General features: G+C 56.3%; 12 protein-coding genes. All 12 read left to right on the top strand.

What is annotated here, in order from left to right; translation table 11 throughout:
* Window positions 1-195: 195 nt before the first annotated feature.
* Window positions 196-5,784 carry a glycosyl hydrolase family 28-related protein gene (locus BCV73_RS25895; protein WP_143811900.1) on the top strand — a complete coding sequence of 1,863 codons (5,589 nt, stop codon included), beginning with the start codon at window positions 196-198 and terminating at the stop codon, window positions 5,782-5,784.
* A gap of 373 nt (window positions 5,785-6,157) precedes the next feature.
* The gene (locus BCV73_RS25890) at window positions 6,158-7,840 is read left to right on the top strand and encodes a carbohydrate-binding protein (protein WP_089549076.1); all 1,683 of its coding nucleotides are present in this window, start codon (window positions 6,158-6,160) and stop codon (window positions 7,838-7,840) included.
* 257 nt (window positions 7,841-8,097) lie between these two features.
* Window positions 8,098-9,216, top strand: coding sequence for an ABC transporter ATP-binding protein (locus BCV73_RS25885; RefSeq protein WP_089549075.1), 1,119 nt, complete (start codon window positions 8,098-8,100; stop codon window positions 9,214-9,216).
* Window positions 9,213-12,167, top strand: a complete 2,955-nt coding sequence (locus tag BCV73_RS25880) for an extracellular solute-binding protein (protein WP_089549074.1) — start codon at window positions 9,213-9,215, stop codon at window positions 12,165-12,167. Before BCV73_RS25885 ends, BCV73_RS25880 begins: the two co-directional genes overlap by 4 nt.
* Window positions 12,164-13,135 carry a carbohydrate ABC transporter permease gene (locus BCV73_RS25875; protein WP_256993008.1) on the top strand — a complete coding sequence of 324 codons (972 nt, stop codon included), beginning with the start codon at window positions 12,164-12,166 and terminating at the stop codon, window positions 13,133-13,135. Before BCV73_RS25880 ends, BCV73_RS25875 begins: the two co-directional genes overlap by 4 nt.
* Window positions 13,136-13,139: 4 nt before the next feature.
* Window positions 13,140-14,006, top strand: coding sequence for a carbohydrate ABC transporter permease (locus BCV73_RS25870; protein ID WP_089549073.1), 867 nt, complete (start codon window positions 13,140-13,142; stop codon window positions 14,004-14,006).
* A 26-nt stretch (window positions 14,007-14,032) separates the two neighbouring features.
* Window positions 14,033-16,048: a YIP1 family protein gene (locus BCV73_RS25865; protein WP_179232068.1), complete on the top strand. Its 2,016-nt coding sequence runs from the start codon at window positions 14,033-14,035 to the stop codon at window positions 16,046-16,048.
* Window positions 16,049-16,112: 64 nt separating this feature from the next.
* A complete protein-coding gene (locus BCV73_RS25860; RefSeq protein WP_089549071.1) occupies window positions 16,113-18,266 on the top strand; it encodes a DUF5696 domain-containing protein in 2,154 nt (717 codons plus the stop codon).
* Window positions 18,263-19,159 carry a carbohydrate ABC transporter permease gene (locus tag BCV73_RS25855; protein WP_143811899.1) on the top strand — a complete coding sequence of 299 codons (897 nt, stop codon included), beginning with the start codon at window positions 18,263-18,265 and terminating at the stop codon, window positions 19,157-19,159. Before BCV73_RS25860 ends, BCV73_RS25855 begins: the two co-directional genes overlap by 4 nt.
* On the top strand, window positions 19,156-20,133 hold the full coding sequence (locus BCV73_RS25850; RefSeq protein WP_076172909.1) for a carbohydrate ABC transporter permease: 978 nt from the start codon (window positions 19,156-19,158) through the stop codon (window positions 20,131-20,133). The genes BCV73_RS25855 and BCV73_RS25850 overlap by 4 nt, the downstream gene beginning before the upstream one ends.
* 120 nt (window positions 20,134-20,253) lie before the next feature.
* A complete protein-coding gene (locus BCV73_RS25845; RefSeq protein ID WP_089549070.1) occupies window positions 20,254-21,621 on the top strand; it encodes an ABC transporter substrate-binding protein in 1,368 nt (455 codons plus the stop codon).
* 264 nt (window positions 21,622-21,885) lie between these two features.
* The gene (locus tag BCV73_RS25840) at window positions 21,886-23,439 is read left to right on the top strand and encodes an extracellular solute-binding protein (RefSeq protein WP_089549069.1); all 1,554 of its coding nucleotides are present in this window, start codon (window positions 21,886-21,888) and stop codon (window positions 23,437-23,439) included.
* Window positions 23,440-23,449: the final 10 nt, after the last annotated feature.

Genomic DNA, 23,449 nt, shown 5'->3' with positions numbered 1-23,449 from the left:
AGGTTCATAGATGAAGCAAGCCGCCTGCTGAAAGGGGGAGGTGCCGCAAGCTAAATTGGATACGGGACAAGCTCGGGTGTATTGCCGATGGTTTTTTTGCTGCAAAATTGAAAGCGAATACAATCATGATCCCGCAGCGAAGCAGCGTTGCTTTCGTGCAGCTTGATAAGCAAATCAAGCATGGGAGGAATAATCGTGAACAATCGATGGAGCTTTAGGCGCTTTATCGCGCAAATAACCGTCATCGTGATGGTCGTCTCCTTATTCTGGATGGCCCCGGCTCCACTTAGAGCCGCCGCCGATGGTGAGGATGCAGATGGCGGAAGCCAGCTTCCGCCATCCGCCCCGGTAACGGTCACCGATTCCGTATACATTACGCTCGGGGAAACGCCGGAAGGGCAAGGCATGACCGCCCGTCCGGGGGACGGTCCGGAGGAAGGCCTGCCGGTGGGCGAAATGGACGGTAAGACGTACTGGAAGACCAATCAAGCGGTAAATCCGAATGATCCGGCACAGAACATCCTCTACTTTTATTTCAATGTGGATGACGATTTTGCGGGAGATCTTAGCGATCAGGACGTTTTGGTAACGGCCGAATATTATGACCAAGGCAATGGGGACATGGTGCTTCAGTATGATTCCAAGCAGTCCGCTTTTAAGGACGCCCCGCTGTTTTCGTACGAAAATTCGGGGACCTGGAAGACGCATACCTTCAAGCTGAGCGACGCGCGCTTTGAGAACCGTACAAACGGTGCGGATTTCCGGATCGGCGTCACCGGCGCCGGAGCGAAGGCACAGAATCCCGAGCTGTATTTGGCGAAGGTGACCGTGACGAAGCAGCCCCGTGAATCGTCGGGGACCCACGAAACCAAGGTCTATGACACGGCATATCCGACGGACGATATCGTCATTGCCGACCGCAGTGTGACGGATTATGGCGCCAAAGGGGATGGGAGCACGGATGACACACGCGCCTTCCAGGAAGCGCTGGCCGATGCGGGAAGCCAAGGCGGGGGCGTCGTGTACGTGCCTTCAGGCATGTACAGGCTGACAAGCGAGCTTGTCGTCCCGACAGGAGTCACGCTCCGCGGCGATTGGGCGAATCCGGAAGCGCAGGGCGGCAAGGTTCTGGGCACCGTTCTTGCCGTCTACGCCGGTAAGGGACAGGAGACAGGCACGAGCTTCATCAAGCTGCAGCCTTCCAGCGGCGTGACGAACCTGTCCATCTGGTATCCGGAACAAAACGCATCCGATCCGTCTCCATATCCGTGGACGATCGAACAGCTACCCGGCGACAGTGCGACCGTCAAGAATGTCACGCTGGTCAATGCTTACCAGGGGATCAAGATCGGACCGGACTGGAACGAACTGCATTACGTCAAAAATCTCTATGGTACCACGCTGAAGACAGGCATTTTCCTCGATTATACGACGGATATCGGACGGCTGGAGGGGATTCATTTGTCCCCGGATCTCTGGTCCGGCTCGGGCCTCGCGGGATCGCCCGAACGCGGCGAACTGCATGATTACATGACGGGCCACGCCGAGGGCATCGTCATGGGCCGCTCCGATTGGGAATACATGTCGGACATCCATATTTCCGGATATGAGACGGGCATGCGGATGACGACAAGAACCGGCAGCCTTGAATCGGCCAATGCGCAGCTGTACAAGATCCAGGTCGAGGATTGCCATGTCGCGCTCAAGATTGAGGGCGTCAACAATTACGGCCTGCTGATTTCGGACAGCCGGTTCGAAGCTGGCGCCGGGCAGCATCCGATTGCCATTTACGCGACGCAGGGCTTCAATTCTATTGTTCAGTTTAACGGCGTTACAGTTGGCGGGCACCCCGATCAGGCGGTTCTGAACGAGGGCAGCGGCACCTTATCCTTCGAAAACAGCACGTTCGCAAACTGGGGGGACGGCAGCGAAGACTATGCGATCGTCGCCCGCGGCGGATCGCTGATACTGGGGGCTTCCAGCTTCGCCAAACCCGATCGGCATCTCCTGCTTGAAGGGAATGTCGGAACGGTAAATTCCATCAACTCGGGATATGACGGCAAGCTGTCCGTAACCAATCACAGCCAATCGACGGACCTGAATATCCGCCAAGACGACAAGTATGTCCTGGACCGCCTTCCTGAGGTGCCATCTGTGGATATCGCCGCACGTCCCAAGCCGGCGACGAGCGGATTGTTTAATGTGGTGAATGCTCCGTACTCCGCCGATCCGACCGGGAATGAGGATGCCTCCCAGGTGATCCAGCAGGCTCTAAGCGATGCCGGTGATGCTGGCGGCGGCACGGTGTATATGCCGGCCGGGATCTACCGGGTCGAGCAGCCGCTCGTTGTACCGGCCGGCGTAGAATTGCGCGGCAACTTTGATGTTCCGCATCATACGATTGGCGGCGGCACGGTCATTTTTACGAACTACGGGGAAAATGAACCGGACGCCCCGGCGTTGATCCAATTAAAAGCAGCTGCGGGCCTTCGCGGAATATCCGTATATTACGACCATCAAACCTGGACCGAAGCGAATCCGGTCAAGCCTTACCCATGGACCGTTCAAGGCCAAGGGAAGGACGTTTACCTGATTGATACGACGCTGGTCAATCCATACCAGGCCGTCGATTTTGGAACATACGATACGAGCGGGCATTACATCGATTACGTGGCAGGTTCCCCGCTGAAGGAAGGGATTTACCTGGGCGGAGGTGCGCAGGGCGGATACTTGCGGAACGTCCAGTTCAATCCGCATTATTACGGGCGCAGCAATTACCCGAACCATCCATCCACCGGCGCGGACTCCGACATGGTCTGGAGTTACCAGAAGGACCATCTGGATGCTTTCCGCATCGGCAACGTGAAACAGGAGACCATTTTTAACACCTTCGTCTTCGGTTCGAAGTTCGGCATCCATTTCGAAGGACAGGACGGGCAGGGACCTGAAGCCGTCGTGATCGGCCACGGGACGGACGGAAGTAAAAAAGGAGCCGTGCTGGAGGGCGCGGACAAGGCGGGACTCCAGTTCATCAACACGGAGCTGGTCTCGATCAGCACGACCGATAAAGTCTACGTTGAGGTCGGCAAAGACTTCGGCTCCAAAGCGGTGTTTTTCAATTCTTCGATGTGGGGCGATACGAACCGTTCCTTCGATATCTTCGGCGGCACCGTGCGGATTCAGCAGGCCAACTTCACCAAAGTCGGCGACATCGGCATTAACGCCGTCGGCGGTGACATCGGACTGTACGACTCCTATTTCCAGCAGTCCCAAACGACCCATGTGTATGCCGGGCCGGGCATCGACAAGATGGTCGTATCCAACAACCTGGCCAGCGGGGGACTTCAAATTCAGAACGATGCGCCGGGCAAAGTGTCGGGAAGCAATCTCTATCCTGTGACGCTGAAGTTAGAGAAGGCGCCCTTCGATCCTTCACACCCGGAAAATACAGGAACGGTGCTGTCGATAACCAATGCGGCCGGAGATGGAACGCTGAAGGGACAAATCGAATGGGTCAGCCCCGGCATGTATGAAAAAGCGTTGAAGCCGATCCGTTTTGACAATCTAAAAAAGGGCGAAACCCGCAGTGTGGCCATCCCTTACTTATCAGCCGATTCCCTGAAGTTCAGGGTTGCGCTGGATAACGGGGAACGTTATGAAACGTCGGTCAAGCTGTCCCAGTCCTTCGCATCGCGAAGCGAGACCGCGGACCACACGCCAACCATTGAAGTGTCCGGTCCGGAGCATTACTACAGCGTTGGCGGAAGCTGGGGAGGCGCCGATGATCTCGGGCTCACCTCCAAGGTCACCTGGGATGAAGCCCACTTGTACGTTAACGTAGATGTCAAGGACAACGTCCACAGCCAGACGTTTACAGGCGGCGATATATGGCAGGGCGACAGCCTGCAGGTCGGTATCGACCTGGCGAAGGAAGACGGCGCGGCCAGCCGCCAGGTGAACGAGCTCGGGTTTGCGCTGAACGAGGACGGCAGCGTGCAGAAATGGAGATGGCGTGCTCCGGATGGGATAACGCCGGGTCCGCTGGAATCCGTTCAGGCAGTCGTTACCCGCGACGAAACAGCCAAGGTGACGCATTATGAGCTGACCCTTCCATTTGAGGCGCTTCACGGTGCGGGCTACGATTTCCGCGCAGATAAACCGATTGGGCTTGCGCTGCTCGTCAACGAAAATGACGGGGACGGCCGGTCCGGATTCATGGAGTTTAACGGAGGTATCGGCACAAGCAAGGATGCCGGATTATTCGGCAATCTGTACCTCCTGCAGGACGATTATGTGAAACTGCTGGAGAAATCGGCTCAGGCCAGCGTGAAGTCGGCGGAGCAAAAGAAAGACGTCAGCACCGTCGATGCCGCTGCCAATTTCGTGCTTCTTCTGCCGGATGGCGGACTGAAGAAATCCTTGCAGGCCCGGCTTGCTGCCATTGGCACGAAGCCCGGAACGGATCCGGGCGGAGAAGAGCATCCCGGGGGACCGGGATCGAATGGAGGAGGGAACTCCGGTTCCGGCTCCAGCTCTGGTTCCGGTTCGGCAGGGAGCGGTATACCAACCGGCCGAGGCTCCAATCCAGATCCATCCGGAAAGAATAGCTTGACGTTATCGCCGGTATTGAATCAAGCGTCCAAGCTGGCGAGCGTCCGCCTGGACAGCAAGGAGGCTGAGCAGGCATTCGGCGGAATTCAGGCAGGCCAAGACGGGACGAAGACGCTGGTCGTGCAGCTGAAGGCTGCTGCCGGGGCCGAAGGGTATGCCCTGGAGCTGCCTTCAGAGCTGGTTGCGGATAGACAGGCAGCACGCTCGCTGGACATTCATACGGAATTGGGGAACCTGTGGATTCCGGGCGATCTGCTGGCCGCATCCAAGGAACAGCTTGGCGAATCCGTCGTCGTGAGCATCAGCAAGGCGAATCGCGCAGGAGAGGGCAAGGATGCGGCATCCATCTTCGGCGAAAGACCGGCGGTCTCGGTGCAGCTCGCTACTGCCAAGGGAGTATCGCTCCAATGGACGGATGCGCCCGCGCCGATTAAGGTCATGCTGCCTTATCAGCCGAGCTCCGGCGAAGCGAAGAATCCGGAGAAGCTCGTCGTACGGCTGGCCGGAGAACAAGGGCAATATACACCGGTTCCAAGCGGCAAATACGTCCCGTCTTTGGGACACATCGTATTCAAGGCTTGGCAGCCTGGAGTGTACGCCGTTGGTTACGATGAGCATACGTTTCAGGATATCGGGAACCTCGCTTGGGCCCGTCAGGCCATCGAAGCTCTTGCGGCCAAAGGGATCGTTCACGGCGTATCCGAGTCGGCCTATCAACCGCAAGCGATGATCCGAAGAGCGGACTTTGCGGCTCTTCTGGTTCAAGCTTTTGAACTCAACCGGAATCACACCGAAAGCGCCGAGCGGTTTACGGATGTGCCGCAAGATGCTTACTATAACGAGGCCGTCGGCATCGCGAGAGCGCTCGGAATCGTTCAGGGGGGCGGGACCCTTTTCCTGCCGGACGCCCCGATCAAGCGGGAAGACGCGGCCGTCATGATCTACCGCGCCATGGATGCGGCAGGCATCCTGCCGGCAGCGGCTGGTAGCCAAGCCTCCGCGGGCGGATTCGCCGACTCGGATGCGATTGCAGCCTATGCCCGCGATGCCGTCCAAGCTTTGGCGGATGCGAAGCTGCTGCAGGGTGACGGCGGCAAGTTCCATCCGAAAGAACCGATCACGCGGGCGGAAACGGCGGTTCTGGTGTACCGCTTGTATAATCTGCTGCCTTAGGGCAAGTTGGCAATGACATGCCTGTGCACAGCATCGCTTGCGAGCGATCGTGCACAGGCTTTTTTTGCGTCCTTTCATCGGATGGGATTCAGGGGGGTGGTGAAGAGGCGGGAGTCGCGTTTTCTTTTCATAAGGCCTGAATAGTTTAAAATCGCCTCATGGAAGGCGGGTGGCGCCTAATCGTATGCTAGGGGAGTGGAGAGGAAAGAGAGACGGATCCACGGAAAGGAGGGACGCTCAACTTAAGTGTTCCGGCAGCGCAGCTCCGGGGTTTAAGACAGAATGATCCAGGCTGCCGAAAGGTCGGCATCAGGTTGAGTCCGCGCAAGGGGCGCGTATACAGCAGCTCAAATGAATCAAGGAGGGAAATTAGATGTACATTCCGCCAGTCCGAAAATATGTTTTCAGAAGTTTGTCTGCCATTATGCTGGTTGTCATGGTGCTGTCATTATTCCCCGGGGCGGTCTTGGCCGCATCGGCCTTCAGCCAAACGCCCGCTTCCAGCTTCAGCTCGCAATCCGGCATTCAATTGGAAAACTCCACCGAAGGCGGGCAGAACGTGGCGTTTATCGATAACGGCGATTACATCGCCTTTTCGAACGTGGACTTCGGAAGCGGCGCTTCCTCCATCGATGTGAGGGTGGCCAGCAATAATAACGGGGGGCAGATTGAGGTACGGCTGGACAATCCGAACGGAACGCTGATCGGCACGGTGACGGTTCCGGGTACGGGAGGGTGGCAGTCTTGGGTGACCCGCTCGGCACCGGTCAGCTCCGTCACCGGGGTGCATACACTGTATTTAAAATTTACCGGTGGGACAGGCAATCTGTTTAATGTACTGTGGTTCAAGTTTAACAGCGGTTCATCCAGTGACGGAGACGTCGTGGGCCACCTCTTTGCCGGCTATCAAGGCTGGTTCAATGCAGCGGGGGACGGGTCGCCGAACGGCGGCTGGGTGCATTGGTCCAAAAACAGCAGCGCCCCGTCTGCGGGCGGAAACGTGAATTTCGAGCTGTATCCGGATACTCGCGAATATTCGAAGCTGTATCAGACCGACCTGGCCAATCTGGGCAACGGCAGCCCGGCCAAGCTGTTCTCTTCGTACGATCAGGACACGGTAAACAAGCATTTCGAATGGATGAAGACGTACAACATTGACGGTGCAGCGCTCCAGCGGTTCGGGGCCGACGAGAGCGATACTCCAAACGGCTGGAAGACCAACCGGGACAGCGTTGCCGTCAAGGTCAAAAATGCGGCCGAAACGTACAACCGCAAGTTTTATGTCATGTACGACATTACGGGGATGAATGCAGGCAACTGGGTCAACGCCGTTAAGCATGATTGGTCAACGAACGTGGTCAATACGATGCACCTGACCTCTTCCCCGGCCTATGCCAAACAGAATGGAAAAATCGTCGTCTGCATTTGGGGGATTGGCTTTACAGATCGTCCAGGAACGGCCGCAGAATCAGCCGAGCTGATCCAATGGTTCAAAAACCAGGGCGTGTACGTGATCGGGGGCGTTCCTACCTACTGGAGAACCGGAAATAGGGATTCTAAGCCGGATTTCATGAATGTCTACAAATCGTTCGATATGATCTCCCCTTGGTCGGTCGCGCGGTTCGGCACGCTGCAGGGTGCGGATGATTTCAAAAACGATACGTTGGGGCCGGATTTCACCTTCACCCAGCAAAACGGTATCGCGTATCAGCCGGTCATCTGGCCCGGATCCGCTTGGTCGAACATGACCGGCGGACCGCGGAACGAAAACCCCCGCTTGCACGGCGATTTCATGTGGAAGCAGGCGTATAACGTCAAGAGCACCGGGATTCAAACGGGGTACATCGCGATGTTCGACGAGTACGACGAAGGCACCGCCATCGCCAAAATGGCCGAGAACAGCTCCATGATTCCGACAAATCAGTATTTCCTGACGCTGGACGCCGACGGGGTATCGGTCTCATCGGACTTTTACCTGCGGTTGGCAGGCGACATCAACCGGCTGTTTAAAGGCCAGATTCCATTGACGGCCGAGCATCCGACAAGCCACCGGTAACCGCTCACTCATATTCAATACAGCACTTGCATGCCTGTGCACAGCATCGCTTTCGAGCGATCCTTGCACAGGCTTTTTTTTGCGGCCCTAGCGGGCGCAGCGGTTCCGGCATTCGGCAAATTCGTGGGCCAGCTTCAGCCTAAACGCAGACACGTTAAAAATGGACTGCAAACATTAATTCCGCCTCATTTTGGCCCTGTGATGAATGCGCTACCATTAAAGAAGAAACGGCAGTTAGATAGCGTGAGGTGAGAACGGTGGGAAGCATTACATTTAATCATGTATTCAAACGGTACAAGGGCGAATCCCGCCCCGCCGTGAACGACTTCCATTTGTCCATTGAAGAAGGGGAATTTCTTGTTCTGGTCGGACCTTCCGGCTGCGGCAAATCGACGACGCTTCGCATGCTTGCGGGGCTTGAGGAGATCAGCAGCGGCGAGCTGTATTTGGACGGCAGATTCATCAATTATGTCTCCCCCAAGGATCGCGACATCGCGATGGTTTTTCAGAATTATGCCCTGTATCCCAATCTGTCCGTTTATGAAAATATCGCCCTCGGCCTAAAGCTCCGCAAGACGGCGAAGCATGAAATCGATGTGCGCGTGAAGCGGGTGGCGTCCATCCTGGAAATCGCCCATCTGCTGGACCGCAAGCCGAGTCAGCTGTCCGGCGGCCAGAAGCAGCGGGTCGCGCTCGGCAGGGCGATCGCCCGTGAGCCTCAGGTGTTTCTGATGGACGAACCGCTGTCCAATCTCGATGCCAAGCTGCGCGCGCAGACCCGGGCCGAGCTGATCAAGCTGCAGAGCGACCTGAAGCGGACGACAGTGTATGTCACTCACGACCAGGTCGAAGCGATGACGATGGGCACCCGCATCGTGGTGATGAAGGACGGGGTCATTCAGCAGGTGGCCGCCCCGCGCGCATTGTACGACGAACCGGCCAATGTGTTTGTCGCCGGATTCATCGGTTCGCCTCAGATGAACTTTCTAAACGGCACCATCGAGAAAAACGACGGAGATTACTATTTTTCCAACAAACGGATGAGGCTGCTCCTGCCTGAGGCCACTGGCAGAAATTTTGAGCGGGCCCCGAAAACCGTCCGGAACGTCATCTTGGGCGTGCGGCCGGAACACGTCATTCTGAAGCGCGGCAGCACGGAGGAAGCCGGTTTCATTACCGGGCTTGTGCAAATGACGGAAGCCACCGGCGCGGATTCCTATGTTTACGTGCAAATCGGCTCCTATCCATTGATCGCCCGTACCGATCCTGAACAGACGTACGCCGCCGGGGACGTAGTCTCTGTAGGCTTGCAGATGCACAAAATCCACTTTTTCGATGAGAGTACGGAGGAATTGGTGGGGAGAGGTGAGGTATGAAAAAACGCACCTTGCCCCGCTTCGCGCGCATTTCCCTGAGACTGCTGATCATTGCAGCGCTTCTGTTCGGACTCGTCCGCTGGCTGTCAGCCGATGAGCCTGTGGTTTACTCCACCAGCGTCACCGCCGCCGACCTGCTCGATCTGGCAAGCAAGGAAGGCGAGCTCCCTTACGCCCAGCTCATGAAGGGGCAGGAAGGCGAAAATGCCGCTGCGGAAGAGAAGTCTATTCGGCTCGATCCGGTCAATTACGAGGCGGCATCCACCGATGCGGACCTGGCCAAGGAGACCGAGAGCGGTCGAAACATGCTGAGCTGGAGCAACGAATCCGGCTGGGTAGAATGGACCTTTACGGTCCGCGAGGCTGGCTGGTATGAGCTCCATTTGGACTATAAGGCGCTGCTGGGCAGCGGAAGCTCCGTGATCCGCGGGGCCATGATCGACGGGCAATACCCTTTCCCGGAATCGGAGCGCATCGAGCTGGAACGGATGTGGAAGGACGCGAAATATCCGTACGAAGTCAACGAAATCGGGATGCAGGTCCGTCCCCAGCAGATTGAACTCCCCGAATGGACGGACAAGGCGGCAAGCGATTATTCGGCTTCTTCCCGGCCGCTTCTGTACCGGCTTGAGCCCGGGCAGCACACGCTCAGGTTGACCGGAGAGAGGGGGGCTGTCGCGATCCGGGACATTTATTTCCGGACCCAGCAGCCGATCCCGGCCTATGCGGAATATGTCAAGCAGCAGCCTGCGATGAAGGTCCAAGAGAGCTGGTTCAAGGAGACGGAAGCCGAGCAGTTCCAGCGCAAGTCGAGCCTGTCCATTCAGACGGACCGCTGGTCGGAGCCGTACATTTCACCGGATCCCAAGGGCCGCATCACCTATAACGTGCTCGGAGGGAACCGTTGGAAGCAGCCGGGCGAGTGGGTGGAGTGGAGCTTTGAGGTTCCGGCCGACGGCTGGTACGTCATCGATCTGAAAAACTTCCAAAACTACAGATCGGGGTTCAAAGCGTATCGGACGATCGAAATCGACGGAAAAGTCCCGTTCGAAGAGCTGCTTCATTACGGTCTGGCGTATCACAAGGAATTTGAAATCTCGGCGATATCGGATGCGGAAGGAAGGCCCTATCAGTTTTACCTGAACAAAGGGACCCACACGATGCGAATGACGGCCGATTCAAGCACGATGCAGCCGATTCTGATCGCGTTGAAGGATACCCTGAAGCAAATATCGGATTTCGACCGTCATATCCGGCTCATCACCGGCAATTACAGCAAAAGCGCCTCGGATGCCAATCTGGATGCCAGCCGCACCTGGGATATGAATAAATACGACCCCAATGCGGGCAAAACGCTTCAATCCTTGATCGACCGCCTGAAGCTGATCCGGGACTACATTAACCGCGTCAATGAGGGCAGCTCCGACCTGTCGCAAGCGATCGCTTCAGCGGTGAGCATGCTGGAAGAGATGGCGGCCGACGTCAACAACGTTCCGAACAAGGTGAACGATTTTTCCACGATCCAGGCCAACATCGGCACCTGGATGTCCACACTGACCCAGCAGCCGTTGATGCTCGATTATTTCGTGGTAAGGACGCCGGATGCCAAAACCGGCCTCAAAGAGCCTACGGCGCTCTCCCGGATTCCGTATTCCATCGCCGACTTCGCCCGTTCCTTTACGATGGATTACGACCTGGACGGGGAGAAGAAGGATGGGGCGCTGGAGATCTGGGTCGGCCGCGGCCGCGATTACGTTGATGAGCTGCGGGAGCTGGTGAGCCAGGATTTCACGCCGAAAACGGGGATTCAGGTCAATATCAATCTCATGCCGAATCCCAACATGCTGATTTTGGGTAATGCCGCCGGCGACGTGCCCGACGTAGCGCTTGGGCTGGCAGAGGCCACGCCGGCCGATTATGCGATGCGGGACGCCGTTCAGGATCTGTCCTCTTATCCGGGATTTGCCGATGTCATGAAACGGTTCATCCCGGGCGCGTCGAGAGCCCTGACCTACAACGGCGGCACTTACGGCCTGCCGGAGGTGCAGAACTTCCAGCTGCTGTTTTACCGCTCGGATATTTTCGAGAGCCTGGGCTTGAAAGCACCGGACACTTGGGACGACGTGTTTGACATCCTGCCGACGCTGCAGGAGAACGGCATGACGATGAATGTTCCGAAGGCGGATTTCGCCACCCTTTTTCTCGAAAACGGCGCATCGCCGTATACGCCCGACGGGCTGAAGTCCAGCCTGTTCAGCGATTCGGGGCAAAAGGCGTTCAAGCAGTGGACGCAGCTGTACACCAAATTCAACCTGCCGATCGACATACCGGCTTTTTTCCAGCATTTCCGCGACGGTGATATCCCGATCGGCATATCCGATTTCAACACGTACGTGCAGCTGCAGGTGGCTGCGCCTGAGATTACGGGGCACTGGAAAGTCGCGCCCCTGCCGGGGATCAAGCAGCCGGACGGTCAAGTGGCCCGCTGGTCGCCGCAAGGACTGTCCACGGCCATGATCATGAAGAAGAGCGACAAGAAGGATGCGGCCTGGCAGTTTCTGAAATGGTGGACTTCGGCGGATGTCCAGTCGAGGTATGCCGGGGACATGGAGTCGTACTACGGCATCGAGTACCGCTGGAATACGGCCAATGTCGAGGCGATGAAATCGCTGAGCTGGCCGTCCGAAGACCTGAAAGCGATCCGGGAACAGGCCCGCTGGGCGGCGAACCTGCCCAATGTTCCAGGATACTACTTCCTGGCCCGTGAAATGGACTTCGCCTGGAACAAGACGGTATTTGACGGCGTGCCGGCGAGCGAATCGCTGGAAGAGGCCAGCCTGTCGCTGCAGCGGGAGATGGACCGCAGGCAGCGGAACTTCGGCATTGCGGGAGGAAACTTGCACGTGCCGCAGATTACCGAACCTTTTAACTGGGAGGAGGCTAAGCCGTGAAACCAGAAGTTACGCCCGCTTTGCCCGTCGTGAAGCGGCCATCCCCGGCAGCGGTCAAGCTGAAACGGTTTGTGCTGGATTTGAAGAAGGATGTCTTCTGCTACGCGTTCCTGGCTCCTTTTCTCATCTGCTTTCTCGTCTTTATCGTCATTCCGGTCGTGATGGCTGCGACGCTCAGCTTCACGTCCTACGACGGATTCAGCAAGCTGCATTTTATCGGCTTTGACAACTTTATTGCGCTGTTTACGCAGGACATTATTTTTTTGACCAAGGCGCTTCCGAACACGTTCGTGTTCGCGCTGATCGTTGGACCAGGCGGGTATCTGTTGTCTTTCCTGTTTGCCTGGCTCATTCATCAGCTGCCGATGAAGGTTCGCGATTATTACACGCTGGTGTTCTATGCGCCGTCGATGGCGGGCGGCGTGGCGCTGACGGTCGTCTGGATTGCCGCTTTCAGCGGCGACCGCGTCGGTTATTTGAACAACTTCCTGCTGAATATGGGCTGGATCGATTCCCCGGTAACTTGGCTGCAGGATCCGAAGTACCTGCTGAACATCATGATTCTGGTATCCCTCTGGATGAGCTTCAGCGTAGGATTTCTGGCGATGCTGGCGGGTCTGCAGACGGTCAACCGGGAGCTGTATGAAGCCGGACGGATTGACGGGATATCGAACCGGCTGCAGGAAGTGTTCTACATTACCGTGCCGTCCATGAAACCGCAAATGCTGTTCAGCGCCGTCATGACGATCGTTTCGACCCTGAAGGCCGGCAGCATTTCAACCCAGCTGACCGGGATGGCGATTACGCCGCAGTACGCGGGGCACCTCATCATCAACCATGTCGACGATTACGCGTTCATCCGGTTCGAACTGGGCTATGCTTCAGCGGTTTCGGTCATTCTGCTGCTCCTCAGTTACTTCGTGATGAGGTTTGCCTACCGGATGTTTAACTCGAAGGAGGAACTGTAAGCCCATGATGCCCAAATTGCGCCGGCTCCGCACGGCGTCGCCCTTTCAGGTCATGTTGATCACGCTTTTTACCGGCTTGGCCTTGTTCATGTCGCTGCCGATCGTCTTCATCTTCAATCATGCGTTTAAGCCGCAAAACGAGCTGTTCCTGTTTCCGCCGCGGTTTTTCGTCCGGCATCCGACCCTGCACAATTTCGAAACGCTCTTTCTGCATGCGTCCAATGCGACGGTGCCGTTCACACGGTATTTGTTCAACAGCCTAATAGTCGTTTCGCTGACACTGGTCAGCGTCGTGGTGGTCAGTACGATGGCGGCTTATGTTCTGGCCAAATACCAGTTCCATTTCAAACAGCTCATCATGTCGCTGATTACCCTGTCCTTGATGTTCGCGCCCGAAACGGTATCCATTCCGAGATATCTCGTCATCAACGGCATCGGGCTGAACAATACGTATCTCGGGCATATCCTGCCGTCGCTTGCATCGCCCGTCGCGGTGTTTATGCTCGTCGGCTTCATCTCACAAATTCCGAGCGATCTGATGGAGGCGGCCCGGATCGACGGCGCGGGGCATGTCGGCATCTTCGTGCGCATGATTCTGCCCTTGTCCGTCCCGGCGATCGCGACCATCTCGATTTTGACGTTCCAAGGCGTATGGGGAGACGTGGAGACTTCAACCCTGTTCATGCAAAAGGAGACGATGCGGACGCTCGCTTTCTACGTCAACAGCCTGCTGAGCGGTTTGCAGAACAACGTGGCGGGGCAGAACATGGCGGCGGCGGCCGGGCTGCTTATTTTCATCCCGAATCTGATCATTTTCCTGCTCTTTCAGCGCAGAGTGCTTGAGACGATGGTCCATTCCGGTATCAAGTAATGTCATCAGCAAAGGAAGTCGGAACGATGAAAAAATGGTTTCCATTACTGCTAGTCTTTATGGCCGTCTTGACGTCCCTGCCGGGTACCGCCATGGCCAAACCTCCATATATGACATCCTATTATGACTCGAACCAGTCGTCCTGGTTTCGCATCCAGCCGATATACCGTCCGGCCGGGGCTATCTCCGCCGATTTCGGGGAGCCGGCCGATCTCGATATCGCCGCCGACGACCGGGTCTATATCGCCGACAAGAAGAAAGACCGCATTGCGGTGCTGAATCCGGACGGTACGCTGCTCCGGACGATCGGCGACGCCGAGGGCCAAGGTCAGCTCTCGGGACCGGAAGGTGTATACGTTACTCCGGATAACGAGGTGTACGTGGCGGACTCCGGAAATCAGCGGATTGCCGTGTTTGACGGGAGCGGACGGTTTCAGAGGGAGTACAAGAAGCCGGAGACCCCGCTGCTCGGCTCGGAGCATTTTGTCCCTGTCAAGCTTGTCGTAGACCGGCGCGGCGTGATGTACATCCAGCTGAACTCCTCGTACCAGGGACTGGTCAGGCTGAATCCGAAAGGCGAATTCATGGGCTATTTCGGTGCGAACAAGGCGGATCAGTCGATGCTGAACTGGCTGAAGAAGCTGGTGCTGAACAAGGAGCAGCTGTCCAAGGAAAAGGGCGCGCTTCCCAAGCCGATTACGAATGTGGCGATTGATCCGGACGGATTTGTGTACACGGCCACCGCCGGCGGGGAAGGGAAGGGAGCGATCCGCAAGCTGAATGCAGGCGGGGTGGACGCTTTTAAAAACAAGACGCTGGTGAACGGACACGGCATCGTCGACGTTGCCGTTGATCCGGAAGGCTTTCTGTACAATATCGACCTCGACTCCATGAGCATCAATCTTTATGACCGCAGCGGTGAAGCCATGTTCGAGTTCGGCGACATCGATAAGGAGACGCAGCAGTTCGGCGTGCTCGGTTATCCGACCGGGATCGGCATCGACTCGGATCATGCGATCTGGATATCCGACAGCGGTACCAATACGGTCCACAAATACGTCCGTACCGCTTTCGGCAGCAGCGCGCTTCAGGCGCTCGCACTGTATGCCGAAGGGAAATATGAAGAGAGCAAACCGTACTGGGAGGCGGTCTATGCCCGCAACGATATGTACAACGGGACCTTTCAAGGCTTGGGCAAAGTGTTTTTGCATGAGGACCGCAATGACGAAGCCTTGAGCTACATGAAAGCCGCTTTCGATACCGACGGCTATTCGAAGGCTTTTTGGCAGATCCGGATGGAATGGCTTCAGCGCCATTTTGTCGCCCTGGTGGCCGGACTGGCCGCGGTGATGCTTGCCCTTTACTTCGGCTATCGTCTTATCCGCTGGTTCCTGCGCAGGCGTCCGCTGCCGGCATCCTGGAAGGAGCCGCTGGCGTACATCCGTAATTTGGGCTACGTCCTGATCCATCCTTACGAGGGGTTCTACAAAATCAAGGAGGCGAGGATTCCCGCCTGGATCACGATTTCCCTGCTGCTCCTGGTCATCGGCATCAAGCTGTGCAGAGTTTATCTGACCGGGTTTTTGTTCCATCCTGTCGACCTCTCGGAAGTCAATCTGATGAAGGAACTCGGCCTGTTTGCCCTGCCATGGGTCACCTGGATCATCGCCAACTACCTGGTCTGCAGCATCAAGGACGGGGAGGGCCGGTTCCGGGAAGTCATCCAGGGCAGCGTCTATGCGCTGTCGCCCTATGTGTTCTTTTCGGTCCCGACGATCCTGCTGTCCAACATCGCATCGCTGGATGAGGCTGTCATCATTCATGCATTGAACACGATCATGACCGTATGGCTGCTCGTCATGTTCATCGTGATGACGCAGGTGATCCACAACTTCGATTTCCTGGAGACGCTGAAAAACTCGGCTATCTCGGTGTTTGCAATTCTGACGATCTGGATGTTCGGCTTCATCATTTTCGGATTGTCCTATAACCTGTATGACTTTTTCTATGAGCTTTACAAAGAGGTGAACATCTATCATTAACGCTGCCAAACGACGATTCCGCCAAGCAAAATGGCCTGCCGCCATCGTACTGGCTCTTCTGATCATGCTTCTGCTGCTGGTGTTCAAGCCTTGGGAGCAAACGACAGCCGAACGATTCTCCCAAACGGGCATCGCCGCGAACCTTCCGACTCCGGACGCCCTGTATGAGGGCGATCCCTGGAAACCGGCCGCAGGGGCTGACGGGTATGCGCTGGCGCTGGAGAACGAACATTATGCGTTGTACGTCCGCCCGGATAACACCCAGATCGCCGTGCTGGATAAGGCATCCGGCTACCGCTGGACCAGCAATCCGACCAAGGAGGAGCTGGCCGGTGAAACGGTCAAAGGACAGCTGCTGGCCAACCTGCAATCCCCTTTTCTGCTGACCCATGTCCGGACGCAAGGAGCCGATCAGACGGTCAGGGAGACGCTGAGCAACCAGACGGCCGGCATGCAAATCGCCATGATCCGCAAGCCTGAGGGGCTGCAAATCGAATACTTGTTTCCCGCCAAACAGCTGGGGTTTGTCATGCAGTATGAGCTGACGGACAGCGGCCTCAAGGTCAAGGTGCCTGCGGCCGGCATTCGGGAGGAAGGAGCGTCTGCGCTGTTCTCGCTCGACGTGCTGCCTTATTTTGGAGCCGCACCCGCCAAAGAGAATGGTTATGTGTTCGTTCCCGACGGCCCTGGAGGACTCATCCGCTTCGATCAGGAGCATGCGAGCCTTACCCGGGGTTACTCGCATCAGGTTTACGGCAGCGAGGTGACCAATGAGGAGAATGGGACGCGCACCGGAGAACGGAGGGAAGACATCGCTTACCCTGTGTTCGGGTTGAAGAAGGGCGACCATGCCTTTCTGGCCGTCATGACCAAGGGGGAAGATTCCGCCAACGTATCCGCCGTGGCGCCCGGACTCAAGTCGTCATTCTACCAGGTATTTTCCAGTCAAATCTATCGCGAAGAATATCTCTACCGGATGAGCCGGCTGGCCGCGCCGAGCAAGGCCGTTCAGAAGGAACGGCTGAACCGGGACCGGGAGGTCGAATACCGGTTCCTGAACGGCGCGGACGCGGATTATGTCGGTATGGCGGGAGCTTACCGGAGCTACCTGCAGGAGACCGGCCGTCTTACCGAGGCGCTGAAGCCGGTGGAGCATGTGCCGCTGTACCTGAAAATCATGGGCGGCAATTACGAAAAGGCCTTTGGCCGAATCCGGTATGTGGCCGCCACGACCTTCGAGCAGGCGGGGGAAATCGTCAGCACCCTGCAGAGCAAGGGCGTTGCTTCGTTACGCACCATTTTCTACGGCTGGCAGAATGAAGGCGACTACAACATGGAGAAGCGGTTTCCGATCGATCCGGCGCTTGGCGGCGAAGACGCCGCGAAGACGTTCATTTCCGGGATGAAGGAGCGGGGCGTCCCTGTCAGCTTCAGCGAGGACTTCCTCTGGGTCGACAGCCATTCCTCTTTTTCCGGCAAAACGGACGCCATCCGGGGGATCGACGGGACCGCCTATGTCGACGACGACTGGTATATCGCCAAGCCCGCCTATACGGCGGTAACGGCAGCAGATACGGTAAACAGGCTGAAGAAGCTTGGCGTGGACGGCATCCATTTCAGCGGAATCGGCGAGATGCTGCTGAACGATTACGAGCCTTCCGGCATCCAAACCCGGGAATATGCAAAAACCGTCTACGACGGGTTGCTGAAATATACCCGGGAGGCACTGGGAAGCGCGTCGGTCAACCAGGGGGATGCTTATGCGCTTGGCCAAACGGATTACATTGACGGGCTGCCGTCCGAATCGAGCTACGATTTCATGATCGACGAGACGGTTCCCTTTTACCCGATCGTGCTGCATGGCTTCGTTCCTTATACGTTCGGGGACGGCAACCTTCGCGACGATGAGGATGCTGAATTTTTGCGGGCGATCGAATATGGGGCGCTGCCCTCGTTCTTTGTGACCCATGACGATTCCCGCAAACTGAAGGACACTCCCTCGAACTTTTTGTACAGCAGCCGTTTCGATAAATGGGAACGACGGATCGAGGAGGAATACGCGAAGTTCGATTCACTGAGCCAACTGTATGCCATGAAGATCATCGGCCATGAAGAGCTGTCCGGCCAGAAATATGCCACCACTTATGAGGACGGCACGAGGGTTATCGTGGATTACGGAGTCAAGGACTTTACCGTGGAGAAAGGAGCAGGAAAATGAGCAGCGTTCCGGATTTCAAACGAAAAGCGGCCCAATATCATCTGAAACGATACGGCGTCGGACTGCTGTTTATGCTCCCCTGGATCATCGGGTTCTGCGTGTTTGTGGCGATTCCGATCGGCTGGTCCATGTTCATGTCCCTGCACAAGGTCGCGGTGGTGCCGGGGGGATTCAAATATACGTGGCTTGGTCTGCAAAATTACCGCGATGCCTTTCTCAAGGACAACGTGTTTCCGATCGAACTGATCACCTACTTTCAGGAAATGATCCTGATGGTGCCGATTATCGTCATCTTTGCCCTGCTGATTTCCCTGCTGCTGAACCAGCAGTTCCCCGGCAGGTTCGTGTACAGGGCGCTGTTCTTCCTCCCGGTCATCTTTGCGACAGGGCAGGTGCTGTCCGAGCTGTTTACGCAGGGCGCGGGCGATATACCGTTTCTGGACCAGTACAATCTGGAGCCTGTCGTCCGGCAGTATGTCGGGGGAGAATTGGCCAAAACGGTCATGGAAGTGCTTGGGCGTGTTGTTCTTATTCTCTGGTACTCGGGCGTGCAGATTCTGATCTTCATCGCTGGCTTCCAGACGATTTCTCCGTCAATTTACGAAGCAGTACGCATCGACGGCGCTTCTCCATGGGAGAGCTTCTGGAAGATTACGCTTCCGGCCAGCGTTCCGTTTATCAGCCTGAACGTGCTCTATACCATCATCGACCTGTTTACCTTCCCGCTGAATCCGGTCCTGAAGCACATTAAGGACAACATGTTCAAAGTCGACACCGGATATGGCTACGCCAGTGCGCTCGCTTGGATTTATTTCGGCTTTATTTTCGTCCTGCTCGCGCTCGTGACGGGACTATTCAGCCGCAGCATGCGGCTCAAGGGAGGAAGACCATGAATACGGAACCATGGGTTCAAAGGGCCAGAAATTACGCCACGAGCTTCTTGTGGAGCCGTAAGGCGCAGAAGTACAAGATGGTCATGCTGGGCAGGAATCTGTCGGACGGTCTCCTGGCGAAAATGGTCATTTATGTGCTGCTGTCCATCGTGGCCTATCTTTACTTGCAGCCGCTGCTCTATATGATCAGCACGATGCTGAAGACGGTCAGCGATTTGCTGGACCCCAGCGTCAAATGGATTCCCCGGGTCGTCACCTGGGAGAACCTGACCAAAGCCTACAAAGGGCTGCAGTATCCGGAAGCCCTCCGGAACACCGCTCTTATCGCCCTGAGCTGCTCGATTGTCCAGGTATTGATATGCTCGATGACCGGCTATGCGCTCGCCCGGCTGGCTGTTCCGTTTAAAGGGCTGATCACGGCGCTGGTGCTGCTGACGTTTCTGATCCCGCCGCAGGTGATCATTATTCCGCTGTATGTGATTTTCAGCAAGCTGGGCCTGCTCAACACGCTGTTTGTTTTCCTCGTGCCGGCGATTTTTGGGCAGGGGCTGAAGGGAGCGCTGTTTATCCTTATTTTCCGCCAGTTCTTCAGGGCGCAGCCGCCCAGCCTGGAGGAGGCCGCCAAACTGGACGGCGCTTCCGCTGCAAGGCTGTATTTCCGGATCATGCTGCCGCTTGCCCAATCGGCCTGTCTGGTCGTCTTTCTGTTCTCGTTCATCTGGTACTGGAACATGTACTATGAGCCTTCGATGTTCCTGGCCAAGGGTTTCACGCCGCTCTCCATCCGGCTGGACCAGCTGGAGGATGTGCTGAACCCGTCGCTGCTCGGCAGCAAAGACCTGGTCAGCAATCCGGTGACCGAAGGCACCAAAATGGGTGCCGCCTTCTTGATCATCCTTCCGCCGCTCGTGATCTTCATGTTTCTGCAGCGCTGGTTCATTACCGGCATTGAACGGACGGGGATCGTGGAATAAGCCTTGGCATGCCGTTCTGCCGGAAGCATTGAAAGGGGGAATGCCGACCTAGCAGGTATAGCTTGGGAACGAAGGGGTATCGTCAGCATCCGATGAAATCAAATTGGGGAGGAATAAGGATTGAAAAGAAAACGCATCGCGTCATCCATTGTATCGATGGTCATGCTCATGACCTTCACCCTTGCCGGGTGCAGCAGCAATAATGACAGCGCTTCACCGTCTGGAACAGGCAATGAACCTGCACCCACGCCTGCGCCGAACCAGCCGGCAGCAGAGGAAAAGCATGATCCGGTTACGCTCAAATTCATTTCCTGGAAAAACGGAACCTATGACGAGCTGTACGACTTGTTTCATCAGAAGTACCCCTGGATCACCATTGAGCAGGTACCGGTGACCAATTCGCAGCCGATCATGGAAATCATCGCATCGCTGGAAGCCGCAGGCACGCCTGCCGACGTGACCGAGATCGATAGCGATCTGATCACCTTCGAGCAGAACAATCTCATCGAAGATTTGACGCCTTACATCGAGAAGAGCGATATTTTCAAGAACGCCAAATTCCCTGACGGCTTCTTCGAAACGATGATGTTCAACAACAAGAAGCTTGCTGTACCGATGGTTGACGTCCCGATGTGGGTGCTGGTGAACAAGGATCTGCTGGCCAAACACGGCGTGGATATGCCGGCAAACGACTGGAGTTACGACGACTTCCGTAACATCGCCAAGCAGGTGACCGACCCGAGCGCAGGCGAATACGGCATTACGACACAGCCCGAAATCCAAATGCGCCTGCTGTCCTCCAAAGCGATTGCTGACGGCCATGCGGCGAACCATCAATACATGAACGAAGACCTGACCCAGAGCATGCTCAGCACACCGGACGTCATGAACGACGTGAAATGGTTCCAGGAGCTGGTCACGAAGGACGGGTCGATGCAGAGCAACGCAGCCGCGGAAGAAGGCGGCAACGTGACGAAGGATTTCATCAACGGGAAAACGGCCTTCGCCATCGGCGGCGACTGGGTTCTGCCGACCCTGAAGGAGAAAGCGACATTCGACTGGGACGTTCTCCCGTTCCCGAAAGGCAAGGTCAGCCAGCCGGGGTATTCGATTTACGGACCGCTGGCACTTCTGTCCGGTTCGAAGCATAAGGAGGAGGCCTTCCTGTGGCTCAGCTTCCAATTCACGCCGGAAGCCCAGAAGTGGAAAATTGACCAGGGAGCCAATGCTTCCGTCATCGATCCCGAGCTGACGAGCTACTACGATCAGGCTCCGATCTGGCAGGGCAAAAATATCGAAGCGGTCAAGATCGCTCAGAAGAACGCCAAGATCCAATCCGGCCTGACCGTGCCGGGATGGAACGACTACAACTATAACAACATCTTGAACGACATTATCTTCGGCGACCGGGATATCAATGACATCATTCCGGAAACGGAGACATGGAACAAGAAAACGCAGGAAGTGAGAGCCACCTTGAAGCAATAAGAGAGGGGAGGCTGCCGGGCAGACATCAGTCCGGCAGCTTTCTTTTTGAAGATATAAGAGAGCGATCGCTCCACTTTGTTGGGGCTATTTGCCGTGGGCGGACACATCGGCCAATATATGACGGGATTGTTTAATATCGTCCCATTGTCCATTGACAGCACTTCGTTTATATTAATCTTTGTAGATCGAAGAGAGAGCCGCACAATACATTTGGACTCTTTTGTGAAAACGGTTACAAAATAGATGCGGAAAGGAAGAGTAACTATGTCCTTTTGGCGAATTCCGGGATGGTTCGCCGCCTGTCTGCTGTGCATCACACTGGCATCCGGACTGGCGGGCTGCGCGGCCGGCGGCGATGTCCGCATGGACGGCCCCTCTCTTTTCGGCGATGCGGCCGCCACGTCCGGAGAGCCGGAAGCGACGCTGAAGTTTTATTTCGGCGGCGAGAAAAAGGCGGCGACGGATGAAGTTTGGGCGGCCGTGAGCGATTACGTCAAAACCAAAGGATTGAACGTCAAATTTTCCGTCAATTTCATTCCCTGGCCGGAATATTCGGGGAAATTGCTGGTCATGGCAGCGGCAGGGGACCGGTGGGACCTGAATTTCGATTCGGAAGGCTCGTTTAAGCAAATGGCGTCCCGGGGTTCCTATTTGAGATTAAATGATCTTCTTCCGGTGTACGCGCCTCACTTATATGACCGCTACCGGCAGCAGCATAACCTGCCCTCTGCCACGATTGGCGGGGATATCGTCGGTTTGCCCTGGTCGATCAAGATGAATCAGCGGCCCTATGCCGGATGGCGGGTGGACCTGGCGGAGAAGGCGGGAATTTACCGCGAACCTGAATCGGTACGGACTGCCGAGGATGTCGATTCACTTCTCCACGACCTGAAGAAAGCCTATCCCAATCAGAAGCTGAGCCGGATTCCGGCGCTCCCCCTGTATGTGGTCCGGGACGAATGGGTGGACTTGGGCTTTCACGGCCTCGGTTTTTATCTGAATGACCCACATTACAAGGTGCAGGCGATCGAAGATCAGCCTTTTTACGCGGATGCCGCCTTCATGAGCAAGGCATGGTACGAGGACGGGATTCTAAATCCCGATTCAAAGATCGATACCGAAGACGCTGCGGATCAATGGCGCAACGGAAAAATGCTGTTCACGCTCACTTCCCACGAGTGGGCCTATGCAGCCGATCCGGGTTTTGCCGATGCAAGCTACCGGCAGCAGATGTCGCTGTTGTACCCCGACAAAAAAACGGTCAACCGCAGCCCGATCGCAAACGTCGTGGCCATCAACCGGAATGCCGAGCATCCGGAGCTGGTGCTGCGGTTTCTTGATATGCTGGAGACCGACGAGAGGTTGTTTGATCTTGTCGTGTATGGGATTCAGGGGAAAACCTATGAGCTGGACGGAGGGAAGGTCAAGTACCCGGATAACCTGAACTTTTCCACCAGCAACTACATGGACTGGGGAGGACAGTGGGCGCTGTGGAAACCGCAATTTTTGCGCCCCACCGAAACGTACCCGGGGGACTTCTGGAAGGAGGAAGCCCGCTTTGCGGAGCTGCCCGTGAATGTGGATTCCCCCGTGGAGGGACTGCTCCTGAACGATCAGTCGATCAGTCCGCTGCTTGAAGAGCGCGACCAGATCTATGAGGACTACGGCAAATCGATCGAGTACGGCATGGTGCCGGATGTCGCCAAGGCGCTGTCGGATTACCGTATGCTGCAACAAGATAATGGGCTGGATACGATTATCCGGGAAGTGCAGCGTCAGGTCGACCAATTCCTGGCGGCACAGCATCAACATTCATGACAAGGGGAGG

Source organism: Paenibacillus sp. SSG-1, from assembly GCF_002224835.1.
Taxonomy (GTDB): domain Bacteria; phylum Bacillota; class Bacilli; order Paenibacillales; family Paenibacillaceae; genus Paenibacillus_AQ; species Paenibacillus_AQ favisporus.
The sequence above is the reverse complement of the archived record's forward strand: the minus strand, read 5'-3'. Positions and strand labels throughout refer to the sequence as shown.